General features: G+C 44.4%; 20 protein-coding genes. 4 read left to right on the forward strand and 16 right to left on the reverse strand.

Annotation, left to right across the window (positions count from 1 at the left end):
* Positions 1-57 precede the first annotated feature (57 nt).
* The 7 genes from GCU39_RS09855 to GCU39_RS09885 all read right to left on the reverse strand — a co-directional run bounded on the left by GCU39_RS09855 (position 58) and on the right by GCU39_RS09885 (position 8,770).
* The gene (locus tag GCU39_RS09855; protein WP_152393349.1) at positions 58-963 is read right to left on the reverse strand and encodes a carbohydrate ABC transporter permease; all 906 of its coding nucleotides are present in this window, start codon (positions 961-963) and stop codon (positions 58-60) included.
* A gap of 12 nt (positions 964-975) precedes the next feature.
* Positions 976-1,926 carry an ABC transporter permease gene (locus tag GCU39_RS09860; RefSeq protein WP_407671701.1) on the reverse strand — a complete coding sequence of 317 codons (951 nt, stop codon included), beginning with the start codon at positions 1,924-1,926 and terminating at the stop codon, positions 976-978.
* 81 nt (positions 1,927-2,007) lie between these two features.
* On the reverse strand, positions 2,008-3,582 hold the full coding sequence (locus GCU39_RS09865; RefSeq protein ID WP_152393351.1) for an ABC transporter substrate-binding protein: 1,575 nt from the start codon (positions 3,580-3,582) through the stop codon (positions 2,008-2,010).
* An 89-nt stretch (positions 3,583-3,671) separates the two neighbouring features.
* Positions 3,672-4,580 carry a carbohydrate ABC transporter permease gene (locus GCU39_RS09870; protein ID WP_407671658.1) on the reverse strand — a complete coding sequence of 303 codons (909 nt, stop codon included), beginning with the start codon at positions 4,578-4,580 and terminating at the stop codon, positions 3,672-3,674.
* Between the two features lie 12 nt (positions 4,581-4,592).
* A complete protein-coding gene (locus tag GCU39_RS09875; protein ID WP_152393352.1) occupies positions 4,593-5,567 on the reverse strand; it encodes an ABC transporter permease in 975 nt (324 codons plus the stop codon).
* 94 nt (positions 5,568-5,661) lie between these two features.
* A complete protein-coding gene (locus GCU39_RS09880) occupies positions 5,662-7,275 on the reverse strand; it encodes a response regulator (RefSeq protein ID WP_193726850.1) in 1,614 nt (537 codons plus the stop codon).
* Positions 7,268-8,770, reverse strand: a complete 1,503-nt coding sequence (locus GCU39_RS09885) for a sensor histidine kinase (RefSeq protein ID WP_193726851.1) — start codon at positions 8,768-8,770, stop codon at positions 7,268-7,270. The genes GCU39_RS09880 and GCU39_RS09885 overlap by 8 nt, the downstream gene beginning before the upstream one ends.
* 279 nt (positions 8,771-9,049) lie before the next feature.
* On the opposite strand from GCU39_RS09885, the gene GCU39_RS09890 reads away from it, so the two are divergent.
* Positions 9,050-9,235, forward strand: a complete 186-nt coding sequence (locus GCU39_RS09890) for a hypothetical protein (RefSeq protein WP_152393355.1) — start codon at positions 9,050-9,052, stop codon at positions 9,233-9,235.
* A 213-nt stretch (positions 9,236-9,448) separates the two neighbouring features.
* Positions 9,449-9,511 (forward strand): hypothetical protein, encoded by a 63-nt coding sequence (locus GCU39_RS09895; RefSeq protein ID WP_265333539.1) that lies wholly within the window; start codon positions 9,449-9,451, stop codon positions 9,509-9,511.
* Between the two features lie 122 nt (positions 9,512-9,633).
* Here the strand turns inward: GCU39_RS09895 and GCU39_RS09900 are convergent, their stop codons facing one another.
* The 7 genes from GCU39_RS09900 to GCU39_RS31465 form a co-directional block, all read right to left on the reverse strand.
* Positions 9,634-11,913, reverse strand: a complete 2,280-nt coding sequence (locus GCU39_RS09900) for a glycoside hydrolase family 9 protein (protein ID WP_152393356.1) — start codon at positions 11,911-11,913, stop codon at positions 9,634-9,636.
* 495 nt (positions 11,914-12,408) lie between these two features.
* Positions 12,409-13,149, reverse strand: coding sequence for a Cof-type HAD-IIB family hydrolase (locus tag GCU39_RS09905; RefSeq protein ID WP_152393357.1), 741 nt, complete (start codon positions 13,147-13,149; stop codon positions 12,409-12,411).
* A gap of 45 nt (positions 13,150-13,194) precedes the next feature.
* Positions 13,195-14,583, reverse strand: coding sequence for an ADP-ribosylglycohydrolase family protein (locus GCU39_RS09910; RefSeq protein WP_152393358.1), 1,389 nt, complete (start codon positions 14,581-14,583; stop codon positions 13,195-13,197).
* An 82-nt stretch (positions 14,584-14,665) separates the two neighbouring features.
* Positions 14,666-16,345: an extracellular solute-binding protein gene (locus GCU39_RS09915; protein WP_152393359.1), complete on the reverse strand. Its 1,680-nt coding sequence runs from the start codon at positions 16,343-16,345 to the stop codon at positions 14,666-14,668.
* Positions 16,346-16,472: 127 nt separating this feature from the next.
* Positions 16,473-17,351, reverse strand: a complete 879-nt coding sequence (locus GCU39_RS09920; protein ID WP_152393360.1) for a carbohydrate ABC transporter permease — start codon at positions 17,349-17,351, stop codon at positions 16,473-16,475.
* A gap of 21 nt (positions 17,352-17,372) precedes the next feature.
* Positions 17,373-18,227, reverse strand: a complete 855-nt coding sequence (locus GCU39_RS09925) for an ABC transporter permease (protein ID WP_227793517.1) — start codon at positions 18,225-18,227, stop codon at positions 17,373-17,375.
* A gap of 22 nt (positions 18,228-18,249) precedes the next feature.
* Positions 18,250-18,531 carry a hypothetical protein gene (locus GCU39_RS31465; RefSeq protein WP_193727019.1) on the reverse strand — a complete coding sequence of 94 codons (282 nt, stop codon included), beginning with the start codon at positions 18,529-18,531 and terminating at the stop codon, positions 18,250-18,252.
* 55 nt (positions 18,532-18,586) lie between these two features.
* Between GCU39_RS31465 and GCU39_RS09930 the strand changes: the two genes are divergently transcribed.
* Positions 18,587-20,218: a sensor histidine kinase gene (locus tag GCU39_RS09930; RefSeq protein ID WP_193726852.1), complete on the forward strand. Its 1,632-nt coding sequence runs from the start codon at positions 18,587-18,589 to the stop codon at positions 20,216-20,218.
* A 14-nt stretch (positions 20,219-20,232) separates the two neighbouring features.
* A complete protein-coding gene (locus GCU39_RS09935; protein WP_152393363.1) occupies positions 20,233-21,864 on the forward strand; it encodes a response regulator in 1,632 nt (543 codons plus the stop codon).
* 354 nt (positions 21,865-22,218) lie between these two features.
* Here GCU39_RS09935 and GCU39_RS09940 read toward each other — a convergent pair whose 3' ends face one another.
* A complete protein-coding gene (locus GCU39_RS09940) occupies positions 22,219-22,845 on the reverse strand; it encodes an HAD family hydrolase (protein ID WP_152393364.1) in 627 nt (208 codons plus the stop codon).
* Between the two features lie 79 nt (positions 22,846-22,924).
* Positions 22,925-23,875: a LacI family DNA-binding transcriptional regulator gene (locus tag GCU39_RS09945; RefSeq protein WP_152393365.1), complete on the reverse strand. Its 951-nt coding sequence runs from the start codon at positions 23,873-23,875 to the stop codon at positions 22,925-22,927.
* Positions 23,876-24,025: the final 150 nt, after the last annotated feature.

The raw sequence follows: 24,025 nt of genomic DNA on the forward strand, positions 1-24,025 counted from the left end.
TTTACTGATACCAGGTCGCCCTGTTAATACTTCGATGACCGAGCATCTTATTTCAGATCAGCTTTTGACTGCACCAAGCGTCATTCCTTTGACAAAATAGTTTTGCAGGAACGGATATACGAGCAGTATCGGCACCGTAACGACGATGGTGATGGCCATTTTGACTGAATCCGGAGAAATCCGATTCATCATTTGTGTCATATTGAGACTGTGAATGTCCGTATTATTGCCAGCTGTAGTGCTCTGAAGCACCTTCATCAACTCGAACTGCAGCGTTGTCAGGTTCTCGTTCGATCCGTTGTATAAATACGTGTCAAACCAGGAATTCCACTGCCCAACGGCTAGAAACAGTGCGATTGTCGCGAGCACCGGCTTACAGAGCGGCAAAATGATCCGCGCGAAAATCATGAAGTCGTTGGCCCCGTCCAGCTTTGCCGATTCTTGAAGGGCATATGGGATACCGTCTATAAAAGAACGGACTACAAACACATTAAATGCGCTAACAAGACCCGGTAAAATATAAACCGCAAATGTGTTCAGCATACCTAAATCGCGAATGAGCATGTAACCGGGAATTAATCCGCCGGAAAAATACATTGTCAGCGCCAAAAAGGTAGAAATGAATTTGCGTCCTTGGAAATCGACGCGACTTAACGTGAACGCGATCATCGATGCGCTGATCAAGCCTAGTAGCGTGCCAGCCACCGTCCTCATTATCGAAATTTTCAACCCGGTCATAATGCCATTGAATTGAAAGATGGCCTTGTAATTATCCAACGTTAACACGCGGGGCCATATATGGATGCCGCCCTTAACCGTATCCGTAGAATCGTTGAGCGATATCGCTAGCACATTCAAGAAAGGGTACAATGTAACGACCAAGACGACGAGCATGATAACGCTATTGGTAGCGCCAAATACTCGGTCTGACACCGTTGAGTTAAAATTGCTTTTACTTTTCATAGCGCCTCCCTGCTAGATGACACTTTCCTTCGTAATCCGCTTAAACAGGCCGTTGGCTGCAAACAACAATGCAATACTGATGACTGAGTTGAAGATGCTGATGGCTGTACCGTACGAAAATCGTCCCATTCCAAGTCCATAATTCAGCGCATACAACTCTAGCACCTCAGAATAATCTTTGACGAGATTGTTCCCGAGCAAAAACTGCTTTTCGAAACCGATGCCAATGAGGTGCCCTATTGACAAAATAAGTAGCACGATGATCGTCGAACGAATACCCGGAATCGTAATATGCCATATTTGCCGTAACCGGCTCGCCCCATCGACTTTCGCCGCTTCATAATGCTCCGGATCGATGCCTGCAATTGCCGCCAAATAAATGATTGCATTCCAGCCCGTTTCTTTCCATAGATCGGATGCCGTCAAAATCGACCAGAACCAACTCCCTTTGGCCATGAACTGTACTGGCTCATCTACGATATGTAGCTTTAACAGCAGCTCGTTGATAATTCCGCCGTCGATCGACAACATCTTTGTGACAATACCAGCAACTACAACCCATGAAACGAAATGTGGCAAATAAGAGATTGTCTGCACGAATCGTTTGAACAATTGCTGGCGCAGCTCATTTAGCAATACAGCGAATAAAATCGGCACTGTAAACCCGGCGATCAGCCCCATGACGCTCATGCCTAGCGTGTTTCTTAACACAATATAAAATCGTTCATCTTGGAATAGCTCAATAAAATTATCGAAGCCTACCCATTTTTGCTCGAAAATCGATTTGCCCGGTCTGTACTTTTGAAAAGCCATAAGCCAGCTCCATACCGGTACATAGCTGAATACGAATACCCATATGACAAAAGGAACCGACATCATGTACAAATATTTTTGCTGGAGCATGGTTTTCCAGAACCGACTATTCTTTCGGGGTTCTGTCACCTGCGCGAATTCTGCTGACATCAGTTTCATCTGCCCTCCTCTTTATATCAGACTTCATACCGCGGCATTCTTTATCGAGATGCTAATCGGCATCAATCTGTTCTATTTTTTGGCTGCAAGAAAAGCGTCGAGCTGCTTTTGTTTTTCCGCCAATATTTTCTCCAAACCTGCGGCTTTCAGCTTCTCCCTGTACTTTGAAAGTACTTTATCTAAGTCAACGGACCCCGTATCCAGCGCGGGATCGTATTCTTTCCCGACATTCACCAGCGCTGCGACTTCTGTTTTTACAGGATCGGCATTAAAGGTGAAGCCAAGTCCAGGCGATTTTTTTGCACCTTCGTTGAACGCTTTGAATTTCTCCCACTTTTGCGGATCCTCGTTCTCCCAGATATAATTCAAAAACTGGTTGCCAAACATCCAAGAAGCGCCGGGGTTGTAATTTTTCGTAGCATTCGTCGCTTTGATAATGTTTGTTGACACCTTCTCATAGTGGACGCCTTCGATCCCGAAGTTGAGCAGGTTATTCAATTCATGGTCTGTATGCAGCAAATTAATGAACATCATGGCACGAGCCGGATCAGCCGACGTGGAAGAAATCCCGAGCATGGAACCGGCGGTATCTCCTGTTGATACAGTTTTGGCCGTCATTTCGATTTGCTTCAACTTGCCTTGTATCCCGTTGCTGTTCGCCAATTCGGCATCTTTGCCCGGCTTCAAGGAAGCGGTGATCATAAACACGTTGCCCGATTTTAAAGCTTCTCCCGTCCCGAGCGATGTTGTGGCTGCGTCTTTGTTGATATAACCTTTTTTCATAAAGTCGCGTGAAATTTTCAACGTTTCTAGATAACGATCCAGATCGCTTGTTATGACAACCTTCGTGCTGTCTTGATCTTTCAAGATAACGCCGGGGATCGAAGCATCGCCAAGCGCATCGGTCTGCAAAAAGTAATGGGAGTTGAAATTCTCCCCGTTTCTGAAAAACAGCGGGACCATCTCAGGCTTTTTCTCTTTGACGGTATTCAGAATAGGTTCAAGATCCTGGATTGTTTTCACACGGGTCATATCCAGTCCAAGTTCCTTAGCAATGTCCTCGCGATAAATTACGCCACCCTGCGCAGCGAGTTCTTTATTCGTCGGCACCGCATAGTTCTTTCCGTTAATTTTCGCCCCTTCCAGGAAGGTTGGACTTAGGGTATCGAGTATGCCTTGGCCGTATTTGGACAATAAATTCCCGTATTGATCCAGAGTGTCGTCGTTCAGTGGGATAAACGCGCCCTTCGATACATTCACTGCATGTCCATTCCATTGAGCGGTGAACATAATGTCAAATTTTTCGCGGGATGCGATCATCAGGTTTGCTTTATTATCCCATTGCCCCCAATCGATCGGCATCAATTCGATAGTGGCGTTGATTTTGGATTGCAAAATTTTATTCATAGCTTCTTCGACTTTCCTTTGATCCGTTTGCACGCTGCCTGGATAGACCATTGTCAACTTGTAAGGTTTCAATTCTGAATTTGTTTGTTTGCCATTATTGTCCGAATTGCTCTCAGTTGTCGGTTTTTCGTCGCTCACTTGACTGTTTGCATCACTTTTGCCCCCGCACCCTGCCATGACTAGGGACAAAGCTAATAAGAGTATGAACAATACTACAACATTCCTCTTTACCGCTTTCATGAAACAAAGACCTCCCTTAATATTTTTTCAACTTATGCTTAACCGGACTTAACGGCTATCGCCCCAATCATTTGGTAAAGCCGGGTCAATTATCCTTTGACCGCGCCAACCGTCAACCCTTTGACGAAAAATCGCTGGAAAAAAGGGTAGGCAAACACGATCGGACCGATACCGATGACGGCCATCGCCATGCGGACCGTTTCCGTCGGGAGCTGAACCAGTCCCCCAGCTTGATTGATGCCTTGCGCTGCTTGCGTATTATTCGCCAGAAACTGGATGTCGAGCATTGTTTTATACATCAAAAACTGCAAATTCACATGATTATTGCCGGTAATGAAGACCAAACTCATGAACCAGTCGTTCCAGTAGTTTAACGTTTGAAACAAGGCGACGGTCGCCAAGACAGGCAAAGAAAGCGGTATTACGATTTGCGCGAATATTCTCATCTCGCTCGCTCCGTCAATCTTCGCCGACTCGATCAAGGAAGGCGGTATCGTATTCGAAAAAAACGTTCGCAAAATCATGACAAAAAATGCGGAGACCAACAATGGAACGATCAGAGCGGCCAACGTATTCTTCAAATCCAGCATTTGCGTATAGACCAAGTACCACGGAATTAGTCCTCCGTTAAACAGCATCGTAAAAAACATGAAGAAGGAAAAAAAGCGCCGGTGCGGGAAATTGCCACGGGATATTGGATAAGCATACAGCGCCATAATCAATACGCTGATGATCGTACCGACGACGGTTACGACAACGGAAACCCCGAACGACCGTAACAATTGCTCCCAATCCTGAAACAAAAATCGATAAGCGGAAAGACTGAACGTTTCGGGTATAAAATGATAGCCGTTCACCAAAACCGATGTTTCATCCGAAAAGGATACGGCGACCACCAGCATGAGCGGGAGCACGCAGGCGGCTGTATACAGCCAAAATATCAGATTGATCGTCATATTCGCCGTATTCGATATGTCATTGGGCTTTCGTTTGCTCACTTTGAAGCCTCCTCAAAATAATGCATTCTCTTTGCTTATGCGTCTTACAATCAGGTTCGAGCCGAGAACGAGAATAAATCCTACGACCGATTGAAACAATCCCGCCGCAGAAGACATCCCGATGTCGCCTACCGATAAAAATGTCTGATACACGAAAGTATCGATGACTTGCGTTGAAGAATACAGCGCGCCCGCATTTTGAGTAACCTGGAAAAATAGTCCGAAATCGGCATAAAAAATTCTCCCGATTTGGAGCAAAGTCATGACGATCATGACAGGGACGATCAACGGGAGCGTAATCGTTCTGATTTGCTGCCATTTGGAGGCACCGTCGATTAAAGCGGCTTCGTAATATTCGTGGTCAATTCCGATGATTGCGGCCATATAAATGACCGTATAGTATCCGATGTTTTTCCAAATGTTGATGACGGGCAGAATAAACGGCCAATATTTAGGTTCCGAGTACCATTCAATCGGTTCGATTCCTAATTTAGGGAATAAGACGGTGTTCAAAAATCCGTGCTCTTGTCCAAGGAAAGCATAGACCAAATAACTAACTACGATCATGGACAGGAAAAACGGAAGAAACATCGCGCTTTGGTGAAACTTTGAAAGAAATCGGTTGCGCATCTCATTAAACATCATGGCAAAAGCAACGGCCACAACGAGATTGAAGACGATAAACACCACGTTGTAACAAATCGTATTTCGAGTGATGATCCAGGCGGCCTCCGTTGAAAATAAATACTTGAAATTGTCGAAGCCGATCCACGGGCTTGATAGAATTCCTTTGGAGTAGTTAATATTTTTAAAAGCGATAACGACTCCAAGCATCGGAACATAATTGTTGATGAAAATCACAATGGCGGCCGGCAGCATCATCAAATAAAACACCCAAAATTTGCGTACCGTCTTGAAAAATGCCGGCTTCGACTGTACTGAACGATAGGCTTGCCGTGTTGCCGACAAGCTGGTATAATCACCCATTTCGTTGGTCTTCTCCTTCCTGTTGGCTCTTTGTATATCTTCATATTACCAATCAGGGGCGAAGCGCTCTATCCAAGACGTGACCGTTTCGACACTATGGTGACTTGTTGATCTGGAATTTTTTCCGGTATTCCTGTGGCGAAATGCCGATCACCCTTTTGAACATTTTGGCGAAATGCGAAAAATGGCCGTATCCTGTTAATTCGGCCACATTGCTGACTTTCACGCCTGATTCCACGAGAAGTTTTTTGGCTTTGTCCATTCTGACGCCTAATATGTAATCGGAGATGGAAAGCCCCGTTTCTTTCTTGAACAGGCGGGACAAATACGCGGGATTCAAATAAACGGAAGCGGCAATATCCTCCCTTTTCAGCTCCTCATGCAGATGCTCCTCGATAAATTTCCGGACTCTGGAGATCACAACCGATACCTCATGATGGTGCCTGTTCATATACTCGATCCCAACCGTTACGATCCGCGCAGACCAATTGCGAAGCTGTTTCAGCGAACGTGTCGCCACAGCTAAATCTTGCAGCTCGTTATGAGGGAACATGTTCTGAATCGACAAGCCCTTTTTATGCGCTACATAATAAACCATGTGGATCAGCCCGAAATATAGAGCCTCCAGCGATTCCGAGCTTACGCCGCTTACTTGCATCCGCTCTGTGCTTTCGTCGATCCGGTCCAGCAATTCATCCAGTTTTCCAAGCTCGTACAGCAAGAACCAATCGGATATTAATGGAAAAGATGGCAAGCCCCCTTTAAGTTCCACGCACGTTTGCAAATTCATCACGCTATTGGTTTTCGTTACATTATTACGTTCCATGCCGATCAGACTTCCCAAAGCCCGGCCAATGTCGGTAACAGGGGTCAATTCTCCGATATAACACGACAAATCGCAATAAAAAAAACGATTGCAAGCCTGAATGTACTCTGTGCATCTCCTGTTCAAATCCTGCCATACTGGAGCGTAATCACGAACATAAAAAAGCACCAGATTGATACCGTTTTGATCCGGAATGACACAGCCGGGATCGCTTTGGAGAATCATTTCCGCGCCCGCCTTGCGCAATGCATATTCCATGATTTCTTCATCTCTTGCGCTCAGATCTTCCCTCCATTGTTCCACGCTGATCAACACGGGAATAACCTGACTCTGCGCATCCATCGGAATTCCGTAAATTTGAAATCCAGCCTGCAATCTTTCTTGCCGCGAAGGGATTTTACCGCTGATCACTTCCTGCCAAAAGCGTTCCACGAGAGTCGGCAGTTGTTTGATCCAAATATCGTAATATTTTTCATAGGTTTTGTTGAAATCGTGCAACTCTTGATCGGCTTGAATTTTATGTACCGCTTTTTGGACAATCTCTTTGAGATGATCATGATCGAGTGGCTTTATCAAATAATTAAAGCTACCCAATTGAATCGCTTTTTGCGCATAATCGAATTTGGCGTGTCCCGTTAAAAAAATCGTCTCCGTGAAAGGCGAGTGCTCCTTGACCCACTCCAGCAGCTTTAAACCGTTAGCGTCAGGCATCTCGATGTCCGAAATCATCACGTCAATCTTGTGCGAAAACAAGACCCGCTTGGCCTCCTCGGTACTATAAGCCTCAAAAACATGGTCAAATTGCAGGTCGGACCACTCGATTCCCTGTGTGATGCCTTTTACTGCAAATTTCTCATCATCAACAACAAGCAAGTTATACATTTGAACCATCTCCATGTACGAATTGACGTTGCAGAGGGAAATGTATGCGAATATTCGCCCCTGTTTGTTCACCGTTTGAAAAATGAATCTTGGCCGTGCTGTAGTTCATTCGAAGTCGGCGAAGCACGTTCCAAATACCCAAATGACCATTACCTGTTTGCTCCGCATAGTGTCCGGAATTCAACTGCTGCAACATCGTCGGCGAAAAACCTTTCCCGTTGTCGGAAATCACGACGATAAAATAATGTTGCGGATCGTCTGGGTCGGCCAAAATATTAATGCTGATGTAAAAGCGTTCGGAACCTTGTTGATACCCATGAATTACAGCGTTTTCCACAAAGGGCTGAAGGATCAATGGAGGCAACTGATAATCCTGATAAAGCGGATCGAACTCAATGATAAAAGTCATGCTGTCGGGATAACGCATAACTTGGATCTCCAAATAATTTCTTATATGCTCGATTTCTTCTGCTAGCATGATGGAATTGCGGTCCGTGCGAATAAGGTTGCGAAAGTAATCTGCCAAATGCAGCGCCATCTTTTTCACGGATTTGTAATCCTTATGGGCTGCCAAATTATAAATGATATTCAAACAGTTCATGTAAAAATGAGGATTGATTTGTACCTGTAGATGTCTGAATTCTGCTTGTTGAACCCTGATTTTCTCCTCATAAATGGAGATCTTCAAATACTCGATTTGTTTGACCATGTCGTTAAAATTGGAGATCAGAAACGAGAATTCGACCGAATGTTTTTCATTTAGCCTGACATCGAATTGGCCTCGCCCGATTTTTCTCATTCCGTGAAGAAGATGCGTCATCGGCTTGATGAAAATCTTTTGAAGGTAAGCAAGATACAGCGCTAGAACCAAAACGACACCAAACGGCAGAAAGTTGATTGTCTTCTCCAAATAAGGCAAATTCCGCAAGATGTTCTTCTCGGCAACAACGACAAGATAATGAATATTCGCAACCTGCGAGGATTCGCCCACGACTAGATATTCCTTATGATTGGTATCGTCTCGTATGTTTTGATATAGATGATTGACATGCTTCAATTGATTTTTAATCCCAACATAGGTTGGCTGGGGCAAAAATTTTTGCGTGAGCGGCAATTGGCCGTCAGCAAGGATGATTGTCCCCCCACCTTCCCCTACGTCCCATGTGCTAAGCGGTATCGCCAAACTGTTTACGTCAATCAGGCAGCCAGCATACATTTCCGAGCCCAAATCCTTCATCTGCACCAGAAAATAATTATCATTCAATCGAACAAACTGCCAACCGAATTTTCGAAGCGGCATTTGATCCAAGTTTTGGGAAATATAATTTTTAACCATCTGATACCTTTCAAGATAACGACCATTTTCCTGAGTTACGATCAGCAGGTCGTCGCCCGGTTTGGAGTACACGAAAAGTGTATTGATCATGCTGTAGTAGCCGATGTCTGTCATAAATTTGTTGTACAGTTTTTGTTTCGCCAAAACATAGTCTTCCATGGAATAATTATACGTCTGCATCGAAACGATCTCTGGATCGCTCGCAAGGCGATAGAAGTAATAATCGAATTCTTTCAGCGTGTTATCCATCCCATTGGCGTAATGCGAGAGCAACTTGCTGTAGTTTAAGGAGACCTGATCGCGAACGACATTCATTGCATACTTATTGTTGTACAACAGCAAGAAAACAAGAGGAACAACAACGAGCAAAAAAACGCAAACGATTTTGAATCTTACCGAATTTTTGAAATTCAAGATCCGACACCCCAGTTTTTAAAGATGGAAATTTTACGCTTCATGATGGTCACATCGATCATTCCAGGTAACAGTGCGAAAGCAGACGAAGTTTCTGTGTTCGTCACAAACGACCAACTGCACATTTCTAGAAACCAATTGGTGAATCAGGCGGGAGAACCGATCCAGCTCAAAGGGATGAGTTCTCAAGGCTTGCAGTGGTTTAAATAATTCGTACTATAATAGTAAGAAATGGATAGAAGACAATTGGGGAATGGCTGTAGTTCGCCCGGCGCATACTCGAATGGCGGATGGAACGACGCACAGTTAACGGCATCCGGCAAGTTTGTCAGAGACCAGTTGTAGACTGGATCCACGCAGCCGTCAGGAGATCTCATTTCCGGTAAAACCTACAAATTGGTCATCGTAGGCAGCGGCAAAGCGTTGAATGTAGCTTCGGAAGGCACTGCGAACGGTACGAACGTACAGATTTGGGAAGACAACTGAACGAACGCGCAAAGGTGGAATCTGTATCAATTAAATTATGAAAAAAACAACTAACTGAAAAGGCTGCGATCGCCTGTTTATTAAGCGATTGCAGCCTTTGATTTGCTGCTAATTATTGTGGGTTATTTGTTCCAAAGCTTCAAATTAGAGAATGTAATCGTGCCCTCGCCGCTGAGCGGGGATATGGTAAGGCTGCGCACGGGATTCAAAGAGAACGGTTTTCTCGTATCCATCCCGTCCGGTTGATAATCCTTGCGCTGCGTAAACTCATGAAACGGCAGCTTTACCTTCTTGCCTTCCTTAGCGTCATCCACGATCATTTTTTCGTAATGAACGCCGTTTCCATCCGTCAGTTCAACGCGAATTGAAACCCCGGTGCCGCCTTTAACATCCAACGCTATGCCGCTGAAGTCTATCCAGTTCTCGCCCACGTCTGCGGAAGTGCCAAGCCAACCGCCTTGATGGAGATTATACTCCACCTTAAGCGAGCCATCCGACGATAACGTATGGGTGATCATAGAAGAAGGATCATGGAACGGCTCCAGGGTGCCGAATGCGCCGATATAATTTTTATCCAAACTCCCTTTGGGGATGTTAACGATCTGATTGCCGCCATCTGTGGTTTTGGGGGCTTCTTCAATATCGCCTTTCGAAAAATAAGCAAGCGCGAATGCCACCGGAGCGATATAATCGATTGCGTGTTCATTGGTCGAATAAGAATCCGTAATGTCGATATAAGCCTTGGCGGGAGGTACGCTACCCTCGCCCGCATCCTTTATGATCTTATCAATAGCAGGGTCCCCTCCGTATTTATTCGGTCCGCCGACTACAAGTCCCGGTATGTAGGTATGCGTTCCGGCTATCATACGGTTATGTGGATATAAAGGCATTCTCGTGCCAGAACCGGTCATGTAGCTGTAACCGGTCGCATTTCGGCCGAACAAATAATGAAGCTGATCCAGCGCACCTTTTACATAAGCTTCTTTCGGCGATAATGCATTCGCCATCAGGAGCACGTTGCCGTGCGCCACGCTATCCTTGGCCGAGCCCCAGCCGTATTGATCCGAGCTTAAGGCAACTCGGTAGCCGTCTTTCGAGATTTTTTCCACCTCCGAATCGGCATTTGCAACAATTGCGGCTTTCACCTTCTCCTTGAGGGATATATCCGCTTGCTTGCTCGTCACATAAGCGTATTGTCCAAGCAAAATGCTGTCCGCCCATGAAATATGTCCGGACTTTTGAGCGATCTGATTCGCAAAACGCTCCTTGATATAAAGATCGTACTCCTTTTTCCCTGTTGTCTTTAGCAGCTCTGCTGCGGCCCATATGCGCTCCTCGATGTCCCCCGTTTTGCCGTAACCTCCCGAACCGCTGTCCTGATCTTTATCCAAGCGGAATTCCGGGGAGGGATGCTTCTCCAAGTATTGCTGCGCTTTCTGCGCATAACCTAGCAGCTCTTTCGCGTAAGCCGTATCAAACGGTTCATAGATGCGCGCAGCCATCGCCATAACGCCCGCAAACTGCGCGGTTCCATAAGTAGTTAGTCCGTAGACGTAACGATCCTGGGTATCCAATTCAGGCTTTACAAATCCCGGCCATCTCATGCCCGCTACCTTGAAATAGACGGCCCCATCGCCACGCTGCATCTTCTTCATCCACTCGAGCTCGAATTTCGTTTCGGCGAGAATGTCCGGAAGTTTGCTGTTATTCGAGGTGCCTTCGGGCAGCATCAATTGCCCCTTATAAAATTTTGAAGGGGCGAATTCATAGGCAAGCAGAAGTTGGGCCGTACTTACTGTAGCGGTAGGGATGTACTTCCCGTAGTCGCCCGCATCATACCACCCGCCGCTCACATCTACAGTATCGCCCTTCTTATGAAACTCGTCCGCGAAAAACATCATGGCTTGCTTATCCTGTGTATGACCCGCTTCATGCGCAAGACCGGTTAATCCGTCGCGAATGGCAATCCCGGATCTTCCTAGTGTATAAGAACGGATCGCCTGAATCATGGAACTCCGGTATACATCATCTCCGATGCGAAACGGATAGGATACACCTCCCCCTTCAATCTGCAGCACGTATGTCCCGGGCTCCTTGAACGAGGAGAAATCCGCAGTCCTAACATTGTCGCCGGAGTTTGCATCACTTATCGCGGCCGAAAGTTTACCGCTAAATACCTTCTTATTGGAATCCAGGCTAATCAAGTGAAACTGGTCGGTAGCCGTCGTGTCGGTCACGAATGCCACTTTGTCGGCATGAAGCAAATATCCTATTTGATCTACTTTTACCGTCATTCCAACCCACTGGGCTTCCGACGCTTTCATCGTAAGGGGCGCCAACGAAGATATTGCGCCGAACGTTAGTGAAAGCGATAACAAAATTTTTGGAAACCGTTTTCTCATGAATCCATCCTCCTCCTTGCCGCATGAACCGCCGGCAATCCTATGATTTGCGAACGCTATAATTATTGTAGTTTTCACCTGTCAATTGTTCTATCCGTTATGCGATCATTTGAACACTAATGTGACATTGTTGTTTGATTCATCACAAAAATGCGCCCAATGTTCAGGCCATGTTCAATGTTATAGTCGGGATTAATCTCAATCGTCCGGGAGATGTCTACATATTATAGAGGAGGTATAGGACTATGAAATTCGTGGGGCAATACTCTTCAACTACGGTGCTCAATTCGCCGTGATGACACTGATCGCGCTTCGGTCGATGATTTTATTTATGTACCCGATGTTCACGAATCAAATGACCTGAGGCATTATGGCTGTTGCGGCAAAAAGCTAATGCGTGCATAAACAGGGCAAGGATTGCGATGCAATGCCTGCCCTGTTTGTATATCTTCGCTGTCAATACTCATGTGGCCCCGCAGTGCTCCGTTGGGTTTATCAAAGGTCAAGCACATACCGGCGGATCGCCTGCGCTACTCCGTCTTCCATGTTGCTGCCTGTGACAGCCTTCGCCAGACGCTTCACTTCGTCCTGGGCATTCCCCATCGCCACGCCGATCCCGGCTTCAAGGAGCATCGTTTTGTCGTTTAAGCTGTCTCCAACCGCCATCACCTGCGACATTGACAAAGCGTATAGATCGCATACTTCACGTACACCGCTTGCTTTGGAAACGCCTGGAGGATTGACTTCAATATTAAACGGCTGGGAATTGGTGATCTCGAAAGGACCTACATTCATTACCTTGTGACGAATCCGCTCCAGTTGTTTCGTATCTTCCGAATCAAAGCCGAACTTCAGCCATATGGTCTCTTCCGTAACATCGTTCCAATTATTAGGGGTGATAATGGCCTCCGTCGTATGCCCAAAAAAATGACAGTTTTCTTCTTGCGAAATATGATGAAATGCCCTGATCGTTCCGGAATCCAACGTATAGCGTTTGTGTAGCTTATCTGGAGACGTCCAAACTTCACTCCCGTTGACCGTTACGATCGGAGATCCCAGACTCAGTTCGTGCCAGTAAAGCTTTGCGCTTTGTACTTCCCTCCCCGTAGCCACAATGACCATTACTCCCCGGGAGCGAGCTTCTGCTATCGCTTTGCGGTTTTCTTCAGAAACTTCGGAACAATCGCTCAGCAGCGTTCCGTCAAGATCAAGCGCGATCAATTTAATTCTGCCCATTTCAAGAAACCTCCTATCAAATCGAAAATAGGATTCATATTCTAGTCAAGTATTCTCGTTCACATAGAGTTCACTGGGTTGAATTCGATGGACGCCGCCCTGCAGCAGTTCCGGCAAACGCCCCACCCGCTCAGCCAATCGGGAAAGCTTTTGTTCACTAAAATAGGAAAGCCCCGTATGAATCCGGTCTTGGAATGGCTCAAGCCATCTTGGTTTCAGGCTTCCGGAACCGAAATATACGCCAAGTAAAGAACCCGCCGTTGCCCCAAAGCTATCCGTATCGTTGCCTTGCATGACCTGTTTGCATATTCCGTCGCCGACATTTTCGGCAAATCGGAACGTGTTTATCAGGGTGCCTACTTCCTGATAAACTTGGCAGTGGGAATATTTCGCATACTTATGATTAATGCTCGCATAAGCCTCCAGCCAGTTGTCTGCATTCGCAACGATCTGCAGAGCCTCATGAGTCGTCTCATAGAATCGGCTCCGTCTAGGTACGAATTGAAGCGCAGTGCTCATTATTTCGATCGGATCGCGCAGCACATGCGCAAGGGCAATTGCTGCGGCAATGAACATCGTTGCATAGATTCCGGTCCGACGATGCGTAAAACTTGCATCACGCCAAGCCAGCTCTGCGGCAAGAGCGGGTTGGCCGGGACAGGCATAGCCGTAAGCATCCGCACGGATCGCCGCTCCGCATAATTCCGTATCCTTTACCAGAAAGTCGGGCCATGACTCTATATCTAAATGATTGAATTCGTCCTTGTCATGCTCCAAGTAACTGATTCCCGATCGAAGCAGGATTGCCCTTTCTGGACCCCAAGTTGTACTAATCGGAAGATGATTGATCCATAAATCTCTTAAGTTTCTTTTCGTAAATCCAATACCGAATTGCTCAAGCACAAGCATACCCAATAAAGTGTAATTAATATCGTCATCAGGCGCCACATAATGTATTCGCCCCCGCGCAGTTTCATACCAGGACCAGTGTCGACGACCTAACGCATGTAGGGTTTCTTCCGAAATATAGTCCCTTAGAGGCCATTTTCCAGTTGAAATTAGCGCTTGACTCAACTCCACAAGACTAGGATTCACTTCAATAGGTTTGCCCAACATGGATCCGCAGGCTGAAGCGAGGAACGCTGCCTCTACCCGTGCCGAGCTATCTTTCAAATTAAGCATTCCGACCTGGCCAAGAGGTCGGGCAGGGTCACATTCTCGCCATATCTCCGATAATTCATTAGGCTCATAGTAGGGCCAATTATCCCTTATAGGAATGGCAGCCAAGGTATGGGCGAATTCTACATAAGCATCATAGCTTTCAGGCAGCTGCTCTAATCTGGCTAAATAACCAGAGGTTTGATAACCCTGTTCGAATTTATTGCGTAAGATTCCTTCCAATGAACGTTTTAGATAGGATAGCGATGGTAGCATGCGGTTGTCTCCTTTTCTTATTCCTTTTAATCAAAGCATTCAACCCGATCAGAGATCGGGTCGAATTCATGTTCCACTCTACTCATTTAGCTATGCTTGAGTACCATTCATTGACTTCTTTCGTGATCGCTTCGCCGCCGTTTTTCTTCCAATCGCCTACCATTTTGTCGAATTCTTCAGGACCTACAGATCCATAAATGATCTTAGTAAAGGTTTCGTTCAACAACTTAGTAAGCAATTCATTCTTGCTTTTCATCGTCTCTGTCATTGGCCCTTTGAAGTATTCTTTCATTCGAATATCTTGCTGTTGCATGACAACCTTCATCGCTTCCTTATTCTCTTGTTTACGGAAGGCGTCTACGGATTTCTCATATGGAGTGGTTGCTTTGACCCCATCCGCTAGTTTCACCATCGCCTCCGCATATAAAGACGGTATGCGTGCCCCCTCATATGTGAGTGAATAATCTAGAGGTTTGACCATTTTATCATCGACATTCCCAGGGAACTTATCCGGATACTTGCCAACATCTAAGGTTACCGATCCATCCTCAAGAATTGCGTAGTCATAACCTTCTGCAAAACCATGTTCGAATTCGCTACCGGGCTTAGGGTTCGCTATATTTTCGAAAAACCAGTTATAATAACGAAGGATCGCTTCAGGATGCTTCGAGTTTTTATTAACGAACAAGTAGCCATTCACCGGCGGATTCCCGCCCGTAGTGCCAATCTTGCCATCTGGACCCTTAGGAATCGGATATGCTTTGTACTTCGCGGTAGGTACATTCTTTTTGAGATCCGGGAATGGCCAATCCGGCAGCCAGTTGCGTCCAACGATCATTCCGGCACGTCCGCTGGTAAAGAATTCCGCCGCGCCCCTTTCGTCTTTTAACGCAGCATCCTTGGATATATACCCCTTTTGCATCCATTCATTCAATTTGATTAGCGCATCCTTGGCTCCCGGATTAATAGAGCCATGTTCGAGCTGATCGCCTACTTTGTTCCACTGTCCTGGCATCGTTCCGTACGCTCCGAACAAGAAGCCGATATCGGCCATATAGTTACTAAACCCACTTTTGAAACCAACCGCCAGCCCTAGCGTATCTCCTTTGCCATCAAGATCGTTCTTAATAAAAGCGTCCATCACCTGTTCCATCTCCTCGATCGTTGTCGGTGCGGACAAGTTAAGCTTTTGAAGCCAATCTTCGCGAATCCAAAGTTCATGGTCGTCATTGTAAGCATAATCGAGAATTGGAAGCGCCATTTTTTTCCCATCACGAGTGATCGGGTACCAAATGCTCTTATCTAACGCTAGTCCCGTTTTGTATTCTTCTACGGCATATTTATCAATCAGATCGTCTACTGGCATAAATTGACCCGAATCGATCAACATGTTCACAGTTTCCAGGTCGCCGCGGTAACGAACGACATCCGGCATTTCTTCCCCAGACGAAAGCATAAGCCGCAGCTTCGTTTTGTACGCCTCGTTCGCATCTGTTACAATCCAGTCGAACTTGATATCAATGCCTAAACGTTCTTTAATCAATTTGTTGTGAATGTTGTTCTCAATGTCCTCCCCTTTCTTAAACACGCCTCCGGTCGGAGATGCACCCATTACCGTTTTCAGTACGATGGGAGGATCATATTTCCCATTCGCGAAGTCAGATTGACTGCTTGCGTTGTTATCATTGCTCTTACCGCTGCAAGCCGCTAAATTGAAGACTAAAACACCAACCGCCACCCATGCAAACCACTTTTTCCCCATTGTTCATTCCTCCAGTTATTGATGCAAAACTTTATAAAAAACAACTTTAGTATACCTATCAGAATACCCTGTATATAGGCCCTGATTTTATCTTGAATGCCACAAAATTTATCAAAAGGCACACGTATTACTCTTTTACAGCCCCAAGAATAATTCCTTTGACAAAATAACGCTGCAAGAATGGATAAACCAATATAATCGGGAGCATTCCGATAAAAATTTGCGCAGCCTTCACGGTACGTTGCGATATATTCTGCAACTCGTTGACGTCAGCATTAATCTTGTTGAAATCCTGCTGAACGATAATTGTTTGCAAAAACGTTGAAAGCGGATATTTGCGGTAATCTGATATATATAGCAGACCGTCAAACCAAGAATTCCAATGAGACACCATGGTAAAGAGCGAAATCGTTGCAATAGCAGGCATCGATACAGGCAGATATACCAAGATAAGCGTTCTGAAATGCCCTGCTCCGTCCAACAACGCCGCCTCCTCAAGGTCTTTCGGTACCGCACGAAAGAAATTCATCATAAGCACCATGTTAAAGACGTTTATGGCTACGGGCAGCACTAACGCCCAAATTGTATTCATTAAATGCAAGTTCCGGATCAACATGTAGCTTGGCACTATGCCACCGCTAAAAAGCATCGTGAACAAAAAAAACCAAGTATAAAAACTACGACTGCGAAAACCGTGTGAATCTTTGGATAGCGCATAAGCAGCTAACGAGAGCAATACCATGCTTACAACGGTTCCTAGCAAGGTTCTTTCGATACCTATCAAAAGCGCACGATGAAAGTTAGGGTTATTGAATGTTTTTGCGTATGCATCCGTGTTGAAATCAATCGGAATCAGAGTGACCAGATTCGCATTGGCTGGGGCGCTCCCGCTAAAACTTACCGCCAGTATATGAACAAGCGGAAGAATGCAGCTGATGCTTACCAAGGTAAGCAGTATGTAATTTATAACGGTGAATATCCTGTAACTTGTTGTCCTATTATACATCGTCTACGTCCCCCTCCATTTTTAAAAAATTCGATATCCCGCAAATTTATAAGCTAACCGATAGGAGATGAGTATCATAATAAGCCCTACGACGGATTTAAACATACCTACGGCCGTTCCGAAGCTGTATTGGCCATTTAGTATTGCGGTGCGGTATACAAACGTATCGATGATATCGCCTTTGTCGTAAACCAACGCATTATATAGGTTGAATACCTGATCAAAACCGCCGTTCAAAATATTTCCAAGCGACAGCGTACCTACGACTACCGCGATCGGAATCATTGAGGGAATCGTAATATAAAGCGTCTGTTTCCATCGATTGGCCCCATCTACTTCAGCTGCCTCATATAACGAAGGATTAACCCCTGCAAGAGCTGCAAGAAATACAATCGTGTTAAATCCGAAATTTTGCCAGATGTCGCTAACAACTAACGTAAATCGAAACCAGTTACCTTCTCCGAGCCAAAATATCGGTTCTATCCCGAACATTTGCAAGGTTTGATTGACTAATCCATTACTGTTCAACATATCCGATATGATTGCGCCAAGGATAACCCACGAGATGAAATGTGGAAGATAAACAAGCGTCTGGACGATTCGTTTGAAAAACATTTTCCTTACCTCGTTCAACAATATCGCGAATACGAATGGTACGATTAGGCCGAAGCATATTTTTAGACTGGAAATGACGAGCGTATTAATAATGACTTGTTTGCTGTCAGGGTATTCGAACAAATACCGAAAATGCTCCAATCCTACAAACTTCGATCCCCATATTCCGTCATATGGTTTAAAATTCTGAAACGCCATGACCAAACCGCCCATCGGTACGTAGGAAAAGATTATCGTAATAAGTACTGCCGGTAAGAGCATCACATGTAATGGCCATGTAAACTTAACGTTCTCTCTCGTTTTCTTCTTTTGGGAGAAATGCACTCCTTTCCTCTTGCCAGAATCTAGTTTCGCCGATACTCTCATATTGTTTCGCCTCTCTATTAACACTTTTCGTGTTGAATTTTAAATGTGCTTCTGTTATTAATATTATCAACGTTGATTGAAGCTTTCCTAGACCTTGATTTTTAGAACGATGCCAATTTATTGACTGATGCAAATTACGATTGAAGGAGATGACGATAAAACTGCGGGCGAACATATTTACGAAAATCATCATCATCATTACATTGTTGCTAGTCCCGATCCTAATCCTATATTCGCTATCGAACCGAGTCAGCATGAATGTACTGCGTGAAGAAATCCAAATGCTTCGACAGAAGGATGTCAACTTTCTCTCAAACGAGATCAATTCCAGATTGGAAAGCCTTTATACGATGGCCTTTTTACTGAGTGAAGATATAAACATCCAGCAGCTTCGACATATTCATTTGCTTAAGAATGATTTTGATCGCAACACTGAAAAACTGAGGCTGTTAGAGAAAATGCGGATGCTAAATGTTTCTGGGCGGTGGGATACCCAATATAGCGTTTTCGCCCCGGAAAACGGGAATTTCGTGTCAACCAATTCAAATGCCGTGTACGACATGGAAGAACTCAAGAGGATCATTACTCCATCATGGGAATTAAAAAAGATAAAATACGGAGGAATCTTGCAAGATCGGTTTGTCCGACATGTCGTGCAACCGCGAAGCAGCATCAAATCCATCGAGAAGGCAGGTTTAATCGTGGAAACTTCCTTTCCGACTGCATTTCTAGTCAAAGAGCTTGATGCTTTCAAGATCGGAGGGAAAGGCGACACCTTTCTATACAACCCAAAGTATGATCCCATCACAAATAGAACCGTAGATATGAAATTTGTACATAAGCTTCTCTCGTTGATTAAGGATATAAACCTAAGCACCTATCAAAGCCAGGAAATCTCAGTAGGTAGCGAAAATTTCATGCTCAGCGTGGCGAGGATCCCGTCTCTTGGCTGGTTTCTTATCGATTATGTCCCGATGGAGCAAACCATCGCACCGATTGAGCAGTCCCGCAATCTTTTCTATGGTTCCGTTACCTTATTGCTAATCCTCAGCCTACTTGCCGGATTTCTTTTGTATCGCAATGTGCAAAAACCTATCGGAGTACTTATCCGGAATGTTGACCGATTAAAGAATGGGGATTACTCAACACGAATAAGTTTTAATCCAAAGAATGAATTCACTTTCCTGTTCGACAAGTTCAACCAGATGGCTTTAGAAATTGAACAATTAATTGAGACGGTTTACATCGAAAAAATTAGAAACCGCGAAGCAAAGCTAAAACAACTTCAATCCCAGATCAATCCGCACTTTCTTTATAATTGCTTTGCATTAATTCTCAGCTTAACAAGACTCGGCAAGAAACAATCGGTTATCGATATGACTTTTCACCTTAGCAAGTATTATCGTTACACTACACGGATTGACAGCATGTCCGCTACGATTGCCGAAGAAATCGCATTAATTGAAAATTATTTAACAATCCAGGAATATCACATTTCCCATCTGTCCTACACCATCGAAATGCCTGAAGAAATGTTGAACTTGCATGTACCAAGATTATTGCTTCAACCTATCGTAGAAAATGCAATCATTCATGGCATTGAACAATTCGTTGGAGATGGAATGGTATCTGTACACAGCATACAAGATGATACATCATACATCATTATTATAGAAAATAACGGAATACCGATGACGAATGAACAACTCGCCGCGCTTCAACTTGGTGATTCAAGAATTGAAATCAGCGGGCACGCGTTAGACAACATCCAACAAAGGCTGAAGTTACAGTTCGGTGAGCAAGCAGGCATAGTGTTCAAACATCGCGAGGGCGGAGGCACGGTTGTGACTATGAGCTGGCCAAAGAATAATAAGGGATCCCATTAGGAGGTAAATCACACATGTACACACTTCTTATTGTCGATGATCAGCCGGATCTGGTAACTGACATATCTACCATGATCCCCTGGAAAGAAATTGGCATCGAAACGATTTACCCTGCTTACTCCGCTCAAGAAGCGTTAGAAATTGTACAAGTAAATCCGGTGGACATCGTCATTACAGACATCCGCATGCCCGGTATGTCAGGCTTGGAATTAATTGAACAAATTCGTGCGACTTGGAGCAAAATCAAATGTATTTTGCTTACTGGATATGACGATTTTAATTACGCAAAGCAAGCATTAAAATGCCAAGCCAGCGACTATTTACTTAAACCTGTAGAAGATAGAGAATTGATCCATGCAGTGAACACAGCCATCCGTCAAATCGAGGAAGAATGGCTGCATATCTCTTCTGCTAAACAGGCACATCGTTCGCTGCAAGAACATTTACCTTTGCTGCGCAGCCATCTTCTGCAAGATTTGCTTCAAGGAACTACACTGAATTTCGAAGATATTTCCGATAAATTAAAACAGTTTGAGCTTCCATTTCATGCTGAATCAGAAATCTGTTTGATGTTGATACGAAAGGATGATTTTGACCGCTACAGCATTAAGGACATAGATCTGCTCGAATTTTCCATTTGCAACATTACCGAAGAATTATTCGGGGACTTATTCCACCTATGGTATGGGAAAGATAATCATGAATACCTTATTTTCGTTATTGGATTAAAAAAAGAGATTGCTGAGTCGACTCAGCAGGAAGAAAAACATCGTGAGCTCTTGGAAAGAAAAGTGATACAACTTCAACATTACGTCAACCTTTATATGAAAGGCTCAATATCCGTTCTTATAAGTTCTTTTGGAGCCCTTTACTGGAGTATGCAAGAACTATATGAAATCTCGCTAAACAACTATCGGCAATATATAGGCAGAGACAGCGGGCTTCTAGTCACTTCCATCCCAACCTTACAAGTTCGGGATGGCGCGTCTACGTTACAAAGCCTTTATGCCCTACCGTCAATTGCACATCTACTAGAAGCCGGACAATGGTCTAAGCTCGAGCAGAAACTTGAGTCTATCTTCAGTGAATTAACACAAAAATGGAACGATTCCCATGAACATATTATGGAAACGTATTTCGTAATCGTCAGTTCGATCATTTACTCCGCCCATAAAGGGAAATACTGGCTGTCTCAAATAATGAGAGGTGAATACGAAACATTCGTTAACGGCCCTCATTTCCATACGACTGCGCAACTCAAAGAATGGACCCAACGCGTTATTGAAAAATATAAGTTGGAAATTGCCAACGAGGTGAATGATTCGCGTTCCGGGATCGTAAAACAAGTGCATGAGTATGCCACGGCTAACCTTAGTGAAGCGACACTGCAATCGATCGCATCATACGTATATTTAAATCCGTCATATTTATCGAAAATATATAAAGTGGAAACAGGAGAGGGTATAAGCGAATACTTGACGCGGTTAAAAATGGAACGCGCCGCTCAACGATTAAGCAACACGAATGAGAAGATTTACGAAATTTCCACTGACCTGGGTTATTCGAAAACGAGTTATTTTATAAAACTGTTCAAGGAAAATTTCGGAATAACCCCTCAAGAATATCGAAATTCGTGTGAAAGATGAAAAATGGGCCGCTGGCAAGTCGTATCTTGACCTGACTGAAGCAATGGCTGCCCGGTATCCGAAGAACGAGATTCAGAAGTGTATCATTCACCAGATCCGCAATTCCACTCGTTACGTGTCGACGATCTTTCCGGAGCCGAAGATCCCTGAACCCCTGAGCTGAATTTTTTCTTATACCACTAACAGTAATACATACTGGTTCTTAGCGCCGTTTTTAAGCAAGTATAAGGGTCATCTTGGCTTATCCTGCTCGCTTGCGCAACGCGGCTGCCGATCGATGACGGCAGCCGCGTTTTATTAAGCTAGCGTGTCCCATTAGCTTAACCCATGAAAAATATTAGAGCGACACATCCATTACTTGAGATCCAAAAGTGTAAGAATATCTTCTGGATTCTCAAACTTATACTTAGCTGGAATAACTTCAGGTTGTTTGCATCCCCACGATGCTAATCCAAAGTCTACTCCAGCGTCTCTGGCACATTCGTAATCATAAATGGTGTCACCGATGTATATGGCTGTTTCAGCCTTTGCACCTGAGATCTCAAGAAATCTCAGCAATGGCTCGGGATGAGGCTTGTGCAGCTCTGTATCGTCTGCACATATAACATAAGGAAGATAACGAGCGAGACCAAATGGGACGAAGTCATCTTGAAACTCTTTTTTTGTCTTAGAAGTCACGACCCCTGTAGCAATCGATTGCTTTCTTAGGTTAGTAAGCAGTTGCTGAAAACCCTCAAATACGTGAATGGTATGTCGGTAATCACTCATAAGATCATTCCAGCATTTATTCGCATGTTCGATATCTACAATACCGAGTTGTCCCAGGGATACTGCCCCTGGAATTCCGAGCACAAATGCGAGATCTTGCTGCTCCATTTTCCGATTATAGTCCTTCTCCAGCAACTTCTGTAAGGATCCCAACACCGCTTGTTCTGTATTTATTAATGTGCCGTCAATGTCAAAGATAACGGTAGTATACATAATTCCATCCTCCTTAAGCATTATTAGAAATGAGCTCCTATATGAATGCTAAAGTATGGTATCCTTTTCAGGTCAATACCTATATTGAATGCCGTACAATGATATGGTAGGGAATTTCCACCTTATTATTGGAACTATCAATTGTAAGATCAAAGGCTTCTTCACCGACTTTCACCAATTGATGATCCACTGTAGATAGGCCTAAACCTATTCCAACAGGTTGATTCTCTTGGCCAATGATCGCTAGATCATTGGGCACTCCCAATTCTATACTCCTTGCATACTGATAAAAACCCGCCGCAACCTCATCACCGTTCGCATAGATAGCCGTAGGTCTATTCTCCATATTTAGCAGTTGTTGTGCTGCTCTTAACCCATCATCAATACTTTGGCAATCACTGATATGGTATGCTGGCGGCAGATCACCGAATATATGCTTATATGCTTTTTTTGTCAGCTGTGTGCTAGCACTCTCTTCTCCTCTTGCTGTTGTAAAGGCAACTCGTGAATGGCCTTTATCTTTCAACAGTTGAAACGTGTCTAGGAAAGATGCATATCGATCCATATAGGCACAGTCAATCTCAGGATGATCCGTAAACTCGCATGCAACAATTGTTCCATACTTGGTATATGGAACAATTGCATTCCAATCATTCGAACGTGAAGTAATAATGATTCCGTCCAATTGTTTGTTTTTCAGCATATTTAAGCAGCTGAGCTCTTTTTCCGGATCGTACTTCGTAGGAAGAACCATTACAGAATAATCATGCTCAACCGATCGATTAAGTACACCATGGAGCAGTTGATCAAAGGCTTGATTGTTGTTGTAAGGCATGACCACGCCTATACTCCTTGTTTCCTTGCGGACTAAATCGACAGCTAAGCGATTTGGGGTGTAGTCAAATTCATCAATCACTCGTTGCACAGCTTTCCGCTTCATTTCAGATACGTAAGGATGATTATTTAGCACCCTTGATACTGTTGACACAGATACGCCCGCACGCTTTGCAATATCAATAATATTTGCCATTGCACTTACTCCTATATCTTCTTAGTGTTCAAAGTTAAAATCCCTATATTCCACACAAAAAACTTTTTCCCCATTCGCCTTGTATAAAGCATAAGCATTTTGTACTGCGGAATCTAAAGGATGGTCAATTGGTTATGTTTATAACTAATC

It is taken from the genome of Paenibacillus guangzhouensis, from assembly GCF_009363075.1.
Classification (GTDB): Bacteria; Bacillota; Bacilli; order Paenibacillales; family Paenibacillaceae; genus Paenibacillus_K; species Paenibacillus_K guangzhouensis.